This is a genomic window from Ruegeria lacuscaerulensis, from assembly GCF_013034685.1.
In the GTDB taxonomy this organism is placed as follows: Bacteria; Pseudomonadota; Alphaproteobacteria; order Rhodobacterales; family Rhodobacteraceae; genus Ruegeria; species Ruegeria lacuscaerulensis_B.
On record NZ_WQGO01000011.1, the window covers coordinates 66,557 to 76,115 of the forward strand.

Below are 9,559 nucleotides of genomic sequence, written 5' to 3' on the forward strand. Positions count from 1 at the left end.
GGATTAATCCGTTCCGCTAATCGCGGACGAAAACGAGAAGGACGCCACTGGCGATGTTCTGAATCGGCAGTTGTTGGAAACACTTATGAACTCTGTTGATCCAAACGAACAGAAACTCAGACGGGCTCTTACTACCCCGTTGCTCACGCTTTATGGCCTTGGGGTAACGGTCGGAGCGGGCATTTACGTTTTAGTCGGTGCAACAGCAGACATTGCCGGACCGTTTGCGGCTTTGTCGTTCGTCGTAGCCGCGCTCGTCGTATCACTCACCGCGCTTTCCTATGCAGAACTCGCAACCCGATTTCCTGTGAGCGCAGGTGAAGCGGCCTATGTTGAAGCGGGATTTCAGAAAAGATGGATGGCGGTTTTCGTTGGGCTTGCGGTGGCAGCCTCTGGCGTTATCTCCGCCTCTGCCGTTGCAATTGGCGCAGCATCATACCTTCATGCTTTGACCGGTTTTGCGGTCCCTGTACTGACCATCAGCGTCGTTTTGATCATGGGTCTAATCGCGCTTTGGGGGATCACTGAGTCGGTCTTTGTTGCGGCTGTCATCACGATCATCGAAATCGCAGGTCTTCTCTTTGTGATCGGCTGGGGCATGTCGATTCAGGATCCGCAGGGATACGAGATCAGTTCGATGCTTCCGCCGCTGGAACTCGACGCGTGGAGAGGCATTTTCGCGGCATCACTTCTCGCCTTCTTTGCATTTGTTGGCTTCGAGGACATGGCCAATGTCGCGGAAGAGGTGAAAGACCCAGTGCACACCATCCCAAAAGCGATTTTGCTAACGCTCGTTCTGGCAACCGTGTTGTATCTGGGAACTTCAATGACGGTTCTACTTGTTGTTCCGATCGATGTTCTTTCGACATCCGCAGCACCCCTCGCGCTTGTGTTTTCAAACGCGCCTGAGATGATTAAACAGGGCTTTTCCGCGGTCGCGATTGTAGCGACGGTCAATGGCGTACTGATCCAGATGATTATGGCCTCGCGGGTGATCTACGGACTAGCTGACCGTGACCATCTGCCGAAGGTTCTGGCGATTGTCCCGAAAGCAACGCAGACACCAGTTGTCGCTACTTTGCTGGTCGTCGCGATCATCGTACTGCTGACCCAAACTATGCCGATTGGTACTCTGGCAGAGCGCACATCCCAGATCGTTCTGGGCGTCTTTGTGCTAGTCAACATTTCTCTGATCCTGCTGAAGATGCGGCCGGACGAGGCCGTCAAGCACTTCCGCGTTCCTCTTGTGGTACCGATCCTTGGCGTGATCACCAGTGCATTGCTTTTCGGATCTGGATTTCTCTAACTAAATACATCGACCCAAAGGCTTCCAAGAGCTACCACGGCATATGACGACCGACCAAACTTCCATAAGATCAAAACTCTCGGGCTGGTGGCATAGAACCTTTGTGGATCTGGTTCAGCAGCTGCAATGGTCCTATTTGCCGCCATTGATGGTCTATTTCGCGGCCGGCGTGTCCGGCCTGACCTCGGTCGTCGGCGCTTTTTTCCTAAAAGACTATCTCGATTTATCCGCCTCTTTCGTTGCAGGACTCGCGTTTTGGGCTGGTATCCCGTGGATACTCAAAATGCCGCTTGGTCATGTCGTGGACCTGTTTTGGCGCTGGAAGTCCCTGCTGATCCTGTTTGGCGCATCCCTGATCACGTTGTCTTTGCTCACAATGTACGGTCTCGTGACCGCGCCTGCCGTGATGTCCAATTTCATGCCACTGGAAGACTGGTATGTCCTAGCCCTGCTGCTGGCGCCTTCAGGCTATGCCATTCAAGACGTTGTTGCGGACGCCATGACGGTCGAAGCGGTCCCCAGGGTTAACCAGCACGGCCTCCCGTTTACGCCTGAAGAAACCCGTGCACAGCACACGACAATGCAAACCTTGGGCAGAGTTTCGATCATTTCCGGGTTTGCGGCGGTTGCGGCTGTGAACATCTGGATTTTCTCTGGAACTGAAGGTCTGCAAAAATCCGAGCGCCTTGCGCTTTATGGCCAAGTGTACCTGATAGCTCTGGCCATCCCGGTGTTGTCGGTCAGCGGGGTCGTTCTTCACAGCTTGATCCAGCGTCAACTTGCCAGGCGGGGTCATCCGCCCCACACACCGGATGAAGTCACAGAAGTCAAATGGTCCATTTTGCTGGGTGGCTTTGCATTCGTTTTGCTTAGCATCGTGCTGGGGACCGCAGATTTCGAATTTGCGCAAGAGACTGTTTTTGCAGTCTCTTTGACGGTAATTCTGTACCTGATGTCGCGTCTGCTGAAGGAGCTGGAACCAGCCCAAGCCAAGGCCCTGATCGGGACGGCAACAATCATTTTTGTTTTCCGTGCCGTGCCGCTACCAGGACCAGGCCTGACTTGGTTTGAAATCGATGAACTTGGGTTCGATGAACAGTTCCTGGCAATCCTGGCACTATTAACTTCGCTGCTGGCATTATTGGGGTTGATCGTTCTCCGGCCATTTATGGCCAATCGCTCTATTGCACATGTGGTGGTATTGTTAACGATCGCCGCGGGCGTTCTCGCCCTGCCCAACCTCGCCTTATATTACGGCGTGCATGAATGGACGGCAGCGCGTACCGGCGGAGTTGTAGACGCGAGGTTCATTGCCATTCTTGATACAGCCGTTGAATCGCCGCTTGGGCAGATTGCTATGGTCCCGATGTTGGCCTGGATCGCCCGCAATGCACCCGTTCAGTTGAAAGCCACCTTTTTTGCAGTGATGGCATCGTTTACCAACATGGCATTGTCGGCCAGCAGCCTCAGCACAAAGTACCTCAACCAGACATTTGTCGTCACACGCGCTGTCACCAACCCTGAGACCGGTGAGATCACATCAACCGCGGACTACAGTCAACTTGGATACCTGCTGATCTGCGTGGCACTGATCTCAGTGATCGTTCCAATCGCTACAGTGTTTTTTGTTCAAATCTCGCGTTTTCGAACGAGCGAATGATCACTGACTTTCCACCTCTTCCAGCAGAGCTCTGAGGTGTGAGACCGGGACGCCGATATTGGAACCACCGAACTCGGGCAGGATCGCAGCATTGATGGCAACGACCTCACCACGCCGGTTCAATACCGGTCCTCCGCTCCCACCGGTCGTGGTCTCGGCGTCATAAACGATGGCGCTCTCACTTGTCCGCGCAACGATCCCACGGCTTGCTAGCGGATGAATCTTGCCTTGTGTGGAAAGCCGGGACGCGATCGACCAAAAGTTCAACGTCCCATCTGCCTCCAATCCCTCTAAAAAGCCGGGACCAGCCTGCGCGATCAATGCTTTCAAACCCGTTGGGTATCCCAACAGATAAAGCTCTTCACCTACGCGCGACGTGGCATCCGCTAACGGAATTCCGAGGTCCTGAACGCGGCTTGGCTCAACTTCCAAAATCGCCAAGTCTGCCGCTTCGCTGAACCGAAGCAGCCGCGCCTCTATTGGTTCCGTCTGATCAGGCAAATAGGCCAGCAGCCTCAACATCTCTGGCTCAAGACCCGCGTCTCTCAGCGCCTTCTCTCGGTCTCCTGATGTCCACGGCAACGCAACATGACGGTTGGTGGCCATCAACGGTACTCCAGCAATCAAAAATCCTGTTCCGGTGAACTGAAATTCTGCAGGTTCGCCGGTCCCATCCGGTTCGATCCAAGGCTGGCCAAACGGGGTTTTAAGGTTTTCGCCGTCTGGCCCCACAACGTGCCGTAGAATCTTCCTGCTTTCAACGTGGCGCAGACCGTAAGCCCCCTGAAGGAAAGCGACAGATCGGGTAGAGGCAGCTATCACCCGCGTGGGCGCTCCAGCCTGTTGTTCCAAGGTTCCAAGACGTTGTTCGGTAGTCACAAGCTGGTTCTTGAAAGCGTCACGCAACGAAGACAAGTCATCAGGTGTCAGCGCATCTTCCCGCGTCTGAGCGAGCATAACCGCGACCGCTTCGATCTTGCGGGATTCCTGTTCGATACTCTCCGCCAAGCGCCGGTCGTTTTGGTAAAGCAGGTACCCAAACCCCGCGATCACAAGAAGCGTTGCAAGAATCGTGATCCTGAACAGTACCGTGGTTTGAGACGCAAGCCGCCACCCACCGTCGCGCAGGGCACCAGACATCTTTTTGGCGAAGGGTCGACGGCTCGTTCGGGTATAAGCATATGCGTCGCTGAGGATATCCTCGACTGTATGGTGCGCGGGAAATGAGTGATCGCACAACCTGTACCGAGACATGGGGCCCTTTTCTCCGAACTCAATCATGTCACCATGATTAAGAGACGTCGAAGAAGTTTTTTGCCCATTCACCCACAGATTGCGTCCCGCTGTAGCGGTTATCGTGTAACGATCGTCAGCCCACTGAAGGGTAGCTATATCGTTGTCATGAGGAGGCAGGTCCTCTTTAAGACGCAGGCTTAGCACCCTGCCTTCACTAACAGAGACAGTCAGGGCATTGTCGACAAGCCAGTTCACGTTTCCGCGCGATGGACCTGTAAGGCTCTCCAGAAAGGCCCGCACCTCGCCTTCACCACCATTCACTGAGGGTATCATGTCGCTCACTTTTGGTTTGCGCATTGTGGCCCCCTATCCAAACGCGTGAGGGCATTCTACCACGCCGCAACACCAAACCCATGGTTTGACGCGAATGTACAAAAAAGCTCATTTAAACAAGCACCTGCGATGTCTGCCCGGATTCAACCAAAAACAACTATCAGACCACAGTTCGAAGAAGGCCGATCCATGATCGGCCCTCTGCTTTGGCATTTTCAAGCACCGTATCGCGCCAACAGTCTGTCTATTTCGACGATACCTTGATCTTACGGCTTGGATCCTGAGGCTCACTCTTCGGCATTTGAATACGCAGAACACCCTTGTCGAATGTTGCTGAAACCTTGTCGACTTCCACAGTATCTGGCAGCGACATGGCTCTGGAAAAGCTGCCGTAGCTTCTTTCGCTGACACGCAGATCGCCCGTTTCGTCATGCGCAATCTTCTTCTGACCGCGCAGGATTAGCCTGCGATCCTTGATTTCAATTTCCACATCATCCTCTTCGAGCCCCGGCAATTCAGCCGTAAGGACTATCGCAGAATCCGTCTCTTGGACATCGATTGCCGGAGATATCGCGCCTGTCATATCAAGAGACGGAAAACCCGTGCGTTGCGCAGCCGTTTCCATGGGTAGGAAAGGCGATCCTCCCCCAAAAAACCGCGACATCAGAGTTTCCATTTCACGTCGAAAATTGTCGGAGAGCGGATGCGTTCCAGTGAAAAGTTGCGGGGACTTTTTGTCTTCTAGCATTTTTTGAGCCTCCTCCTTTGGTCGGATTTCGCGCGCGCAATATTATGACAGGAAAAGCGGTCAATGACCTTGATCTTGCGCAAGCTTGCAGCCTCAGCTTTAGCCAGATCGCACGAACCGACCGGACGAACAGAAACGGGAACAGTCGGCAAACATACTTGCCCTGTCTTGCTGCAATTCAGACCAATCTGAGTAGTCTTGATCGGAGCCCCATGTCAGCTTAGCGTTTATTCTGAATGAGCCCGGGTTGCTTACCACTGGAAATTTGGAACAAAGCCGTATGAAATGGCCTTATCTGGCGCTGATCTACGTTTTGCTGATCTTGGCCCCCTTGGGGTTTTCCTGGTCTCTGGGATGGCAACCGCGATCATTTCATCAAGAGCTCGCGTCCGGGCTTGGAATGCTTGCTTTTTCAATAATACTAGTTGAGTTCCTGCTGTCTGGGCGGTTCAGGTTCATCTCTTCCGGTCTGGGTATGGATGTGACCATGCGGGTGCATCAGATGATGGCGCGTACAGCGCTTGGCTTCGCGCTAATACACCCGCTGCTGTACCAGGGTACGCCATCTGGCGGACGCCGCCCGTGGGATGAAACAAGTCAACTTACTATTTCGACCGACTTTTCTGCCCTGGCGTCGGGCATCGGCGCATATTTTTTACTGTTCATTCTGGTCGCCTCGGCAATTGCCCGAAAATCCCTTGATTACAAGTACGAGACATGGCGCCTCTTGCACGGGCTGGGAGCCTTGGTGATTGCCTGCCTGCTGTTGCACCACACGGTCTATGCTGGGCGCTACGGTGGACATCCGCTAATGACGTTTCTCTGGCTTGCCCTGACCACTATTGCTGTAGGGACCTTGCTGTATGTCTATCTCGTTCACCCTTTGCGTCAGAGGAAAAGGCCGTGGCGCGTTACTTCTGTGTCTCGACTAACACCGAGGCAATGGGAGTTGCGCCTCAAGCCCGATGGTCACACCGGACTAACTTTCGAAGCAGGGCAGTTTGCTTGGCTAAATGTCGGCCACAGTGCTTTCTCGCTGCACGAAAACCCATTCTCGATTAGTTCAGCACCAGCTGAAGGCCCCGAAGTGTCCTTTGTGATTAAGGAACTTGGGGATTTCACATGCAGTCTCGGACAAATTGCTCCGTGCACCCCGGTCTATCTGGATGCCCCACACGGAAATTTGTCGATCAGCCACCGTTCTGAGAAAGGCATCGTTCTGATCGCAGGTGGTGTGGGTATCGCGCCGATGTTGAGCATCACGCGACAGGTACGGTTGAGTGATACACAGCGGGATCTCAAGCTTATCTATGGCAACCGCGTGGAGGAGCAGATTGTTTATCCTCGGGAGTTGTCCAAGGAAGAAACAGTATTTGTTCTATCCGAACCGCCAAAGGATTGGTCAGGAGAAACAGGTTTAATCGACGGTCCTCTGTTGGACCGCAATTTGTCTTCTGAACAATTTGAAAGCTGGCTTTTTGTTCTCTGCGGCCCGCCTGCCATGATGGACGCCGTCGAAGATCATCTGATCACGCGGGGCACTGCGCCCCATCGGATTTTGTCTGAAAGGTTCGACTATGATTAGATTGCTTAGAAACCTGCCCGCACGCCAACAGGTGAAATTCGCGGTGTGGTTTATCAACTTTGCAATCTTTGTCGCTGTCTTGGCCTTTTCCTTAAGGTAGCCAGACAGACCATTAGGCCTTGGCTAGCCTTGTAATTGCCAGCCGAAAAAAGGCAGATTTTCTTGCAGATGCATGCCGTTACGAATTTCCTTAAAAACAAGCTCTGCTTGGACAGACAGGACGCACCACAACTCTCCCAAGTAACGCCTTTGATGGAGATCAAGGGCAACACACACCACTTATTCATAATTGGAAATCTATTCAGACCGATTTATGGGAGGATCGGAATGACCGTACTCATCGCCTTCGCTACAGTCGAAGGTCAGACAGCAAAGATTGCGCGTTTCATCGGCGATATCGTGAAGGAAGCCGGCTTCAACACACGGCTGATCAATACTGACGAAATGCACGACCACGTGTCGCTTGACGATGTGGCCAAGGTCATTCTCTTGGCTCCGGTCCACGAGCGTAGGCACCCCGAGTCCTTTGAGGCTTATGTCGCGTCAAATAGAGATGCCTTAATGAAACGAAAATCTCTCGTGCTTTCCGTCGGTCTAAAGGCAGCTTTTGCTTCAGGTCGAGAGGAAGCGCGCGACTATCTCAAAGAAATGCTTATGCGAACAGGAATGGAACCAAATGCGACGGCATTGATCGCAGGCGCGGTGAGGCCCGAAAGCTACGGATATTTTGAGAGGGAAATCCTAAAACACGTCGTCTTGCTGGGTCGAAAAATCGATCCACGAGATGGAGCGCGGGAGTTTACTGATTGGGACGAATTAACGTCTATTGTGATAGATTTCCTTGGTGGAAACGGCCGGGCCAATCAGCATCAATCTCAAGCGATATCCTAATAGCAGCTGGCTACTCTCGTACTTACCAGAAAATCACAGTCGCCGGTTCGCTTCATCAGTGTCCGAAAAGCACTGGCAACCTTGTCTGCTCCAACATTGCTTGCGTCGTTCCACCAAAGAGTGACTCACGCAGATGGGAATGCCAATAAGCGCCCATAACAACGAGATCGGCCCCCAATTCTGTTGCGCGATCCTGAATGCAGTGTTCGATCGAGTCCCCACCACATGGAAACTGCGACAGGGTCACTTTGCAACCGTGATGACGGAGCCATCCAGCAACGCCAGTTCCGGGCTCTTCGCCTTCGACGTCATCAGACGACCGCAAATCAAAACACCCAACCACAACTTCCTTGGCCGCCAGAAAAAAGGGTAAAGCTAAATGCGCAGCCCTGGACGCAGGCAGGCTATCATTCCATGCCAATACAATGCGTTCACGTTGGGCAAACAGGTCTCCATTGATCATCAGGGCTACCGGTGACTGGAACAATACTCCGTACGCGACCTTATGAAACAAATCGGGATCTTTTCGCAACTCAGCGTCAAGAAAGGCGATATCACAGCATTTGGCGTGGCCTGCCACAAGATGCTGTAACTCTGTTCCAGATCCAATAAAGGCGTTTACATTTGCCGATACACCCCGCGCGGCCAGAAGCGCTTCAACTTCGGTGGCGCGGGACTTCAAGGCAGCATTTCTTGCGTTAAGGACATCCAACCAGTTTGAAGGAAGACCCGCCTCAACAAACCTGTTTGATCCATACTTTAGGTAAGGCAGTTTAGGTAAAGCTGCGATCACTACGCAATTCAAGTGGACGTTCTGGCTACGGGCAGTTTCCACGCATTCCAATATCGACGCGTCGTCAGCATCAACTCCTACAAAATATGCCACTGTTCTGCGTTGCATTCCCGACCTCCGTCCGGGATTTCACTTCGTCCAAGACTCGTGTGCACTGACTAGGTCAACAAAGAGACAATGTTGTCGGTCGCGCTTCTTACTTCGGCAGCATGAAGAACTCTTCCAGCACAATCTTGCCTTCTGCCACTGAATACACAGCGATCTCGCTCAGGGTCATACGCTCTCCGGTGGCCTTCTGAATCACTTCAGCCCTGAAGCGCACTCCAAAACGGTTGGGCGGGTGGACATAAGGGCCATCCACGTCGAGTTCCTGGATTTCGTGCGAGGCCAACCAATCTTCTCTCTTCCCCTTGATGGCTTCTCGCCCCTTAGAAACGCGGAACTGTCTGACCGGAGGCACAACTGCCTCAATCGATTGAGCGTTTTCGGCATACATTTCATCAACACTTCCAAGGCCTCTGCGCTCACGCATGGACTGGACGAACGATCTTCCGATTTCAATTAACTCTTCCATGAATCTCCCCCTAGATTACCATTGACTGTACCACGTCTTCCCCGCGCTTATCTTGACAAGGATCAATGAGCGTATCTCCCTAACAGCCGGGCGCCGCTCGCAAACTCGGCACTTGTTCGCATAGGCAATCTATTCGCTGCAATGCCCTGGAAGACGCCGTTCTGGATTTGCTTCGTCAGAGTCTGATGCAGCCCGACGCAGTGGCAGCATTTATCAAGTCCTTCAGCGAAGCCGCCAACGCGGAAGCAGGCACAGCGGAGGTAGCCCGAACCCGTCTACAGTCCGAGCGGGACAAAGCGGCGCGTAAACTGAATGGGTTTTAGGAGACAATCGCAGGGGGCATTCGCACCCCCGGGGATGCAAGCCAGGCTTGAAGAGCTCTTCCCGCGGGGGTGGTGAGAACGCGCCGCTCTCTGAGCCTGCGTTTTCACCG

The 9,559-nt window shown here is 53.2% G+C and carries 8 protein-coding genes; 4 read left to right on the forward strand and 4 right to left on the reverse strand.

Annotated features, from left to right (window positions below; genetic code table 11):
* Positions 1-85: 85 nt before the first annotated feature.
* Both GOV80_RS20440 and GOV80_RS20445 read left to right on the forward strand, forming a co-directional pair.
* Positions 86-1,306, forward strand: coding sequence for an APC family permease (locus GOV80_RS20440; RefSeq protein ID WP_170787345.1), 1,221 nt, complete (start codon positions 86-88; stop codon positions 1,304-1,306).
* A gap of 43 nt (positions 1,307-1,349) precedes the next feature.
* Complete coding sequence (locus tag GOV80_RS20445) at positions 1,350-2,966, forward strand: MFS transporter (protein WP_170787347.1); 1,617 nt, start codon at positions 1,350-1,352, stop codon at positions 2,964-2,966.
* Here the strand turns inward: GOV80_RS20445 and GOV80_RS20450 are convergent, their stop codons facing one another.
* Together GOV80_RS20450 and GOV80_RS20455 are read right to left on the reverse strand one after the other, a co-directional pair.
* On the reverse strand, positions 2,967-4,559 hold the full coding sequence (locus tag GOV80_RS20450; RefSeq protein ID WP_170787349.1) for a trypsin-like peptidase domain-containing protein: 1,593 nt from the start codon (positions 4,557-4,559) through the stop codon (positions 2,967-2,969).
* 220 nt (positions 4,560-4,779) lie between these two features.
* A complete protein-coding gene (locus GOV80_RS20455) occupies positions 4,780-5,283 on the reverse strand; it encodes an Hsp20/alpha crystallin family protein (RefSeq protein ID WP_170787350.1) in 504 nt (167 codons plus the stop codon).
* A 280-nt stretch (positions 5,284-5,563) separates the two neighbouring features.
* Between GOV80_RS20455 and GOV80_RS20460 the strand changes: the two genes are divergently transcribed.
* Both GOV80_RS20460 and GOV80_RS20465 read left to right on the forward strand, forming a co-directional pair.
* Positions 5,564-6,868: a ferredoxin reductase family protein gene (locus GOV80_RS20460; protein ID WP_170787352.1), complete on the forward strand. Its 1,305-nt coding sequence runs from the start codon at positions 5,564-5,566 to the stop codon at positions 6,866-6,868.
* 327 nt (positions 6,869-7,195) lie between these two features.
* Complete coding sequence (locus GOV80_RS20465; RefSeq protein ID WP_170775225.1) at positions 7,196-7,759, forward strand: flavodoxin domain-containing protein; 564 nt, start codon at positions 7,196-7,198, stop codon at positions 7,757-7,759.
* Positions 7,760-7,814: 55 nt separating this feature from the next.
* Here GOV80_RS20465 and GOV80_RS20470 read toward each other — a convergent pair whose 3' ends face one another.
* Positions 7,815-8,660, reverse strand: a complete 846-nt coding sequence (locus tag GOV80_RS20470; protein WP_170787354.1) for a universal stress protein — start codon at positions 8,658-8,660, stop codon at positions 7,815-7,817.
* Between the two features lie 88 nt (positions 8,661-8,748).
* On the reverse strand, positions 8,749-9,126 hold the full coding sequence (locus GOV80_RS20475) for a nuclear transport factor 2 family protein (RefSeq protein WP_170775221.1): 378 nt from the start codon (positions 9,124-9,126) through the stop codon (positions 8,749-8,751).
* Between the last annotated feature and the right edge of the window lie 433 nt (positions 9,127-9,559).

What these genes read in the sequence shown, in the direction of transcription:
- GOV80_RS20450 (WP_170787349.1), bottom strand. Translation starts at nt 4,559, where the DNA reads ATGCGCAAACCAAAAGTGAGCGACATGATACCCTCAGTGAATGGTGGT.
- GOV80_RS20455 (WP_170787350.1), bottom strand. Translation starts at nt 5,283, where the DNA reads ATGCTAGAAGACAAAAAGTCCCCGCAACTTTTCACTGGAACGCATCCG.
- GOV80_RS20470 (WP_170787354.1), bottom strand. Translation starts at nt 8,660, where the DNA reads ATGCAACGCAGAACAGTGGCATATTTTGTAGGAGTTGATGCTGACGAC.
- GOV80_RS20460 (WP_170787352.1), top strand. Translation starts at nt 5,564, where the DNA reads ATGAAATGGCCTTATCTGGCGCTGATCTACGTTTTGCTGATCTTGGCC.
- GOV80_RS20440 (WP_170787345.1), top strand. Translation starts at nt 86, where the DNA reads ATGAACTCTGTTGATCCAAACGAACAGAAACTCAGACGGGCTCTTACT.
- GOV80_RS20445 (WP_170787347.1), top strand. Translation starts at nt 1,350, where the DNA reads ATGACGACCGACCAAACTTCCATAAGATCAAAACTCTCGGGCTGGTGG.
- GOV80_RS20465 (WP_170775225.1), top strand. Translation starts at nt 7,196, where the DNA reads ATGACCGTACTCATCGCCTTCGCTACAGTCGAAGGTCAGACAGCAAAG.
- GOV80_RS20475 (WP_170775221.1), bottom strand. Translation starts at nt 9,126, where the DNA reads ATGGAAGAGTTAATTGAAATCGGAAGATCGTTCGTCCAGTCCATGCGT.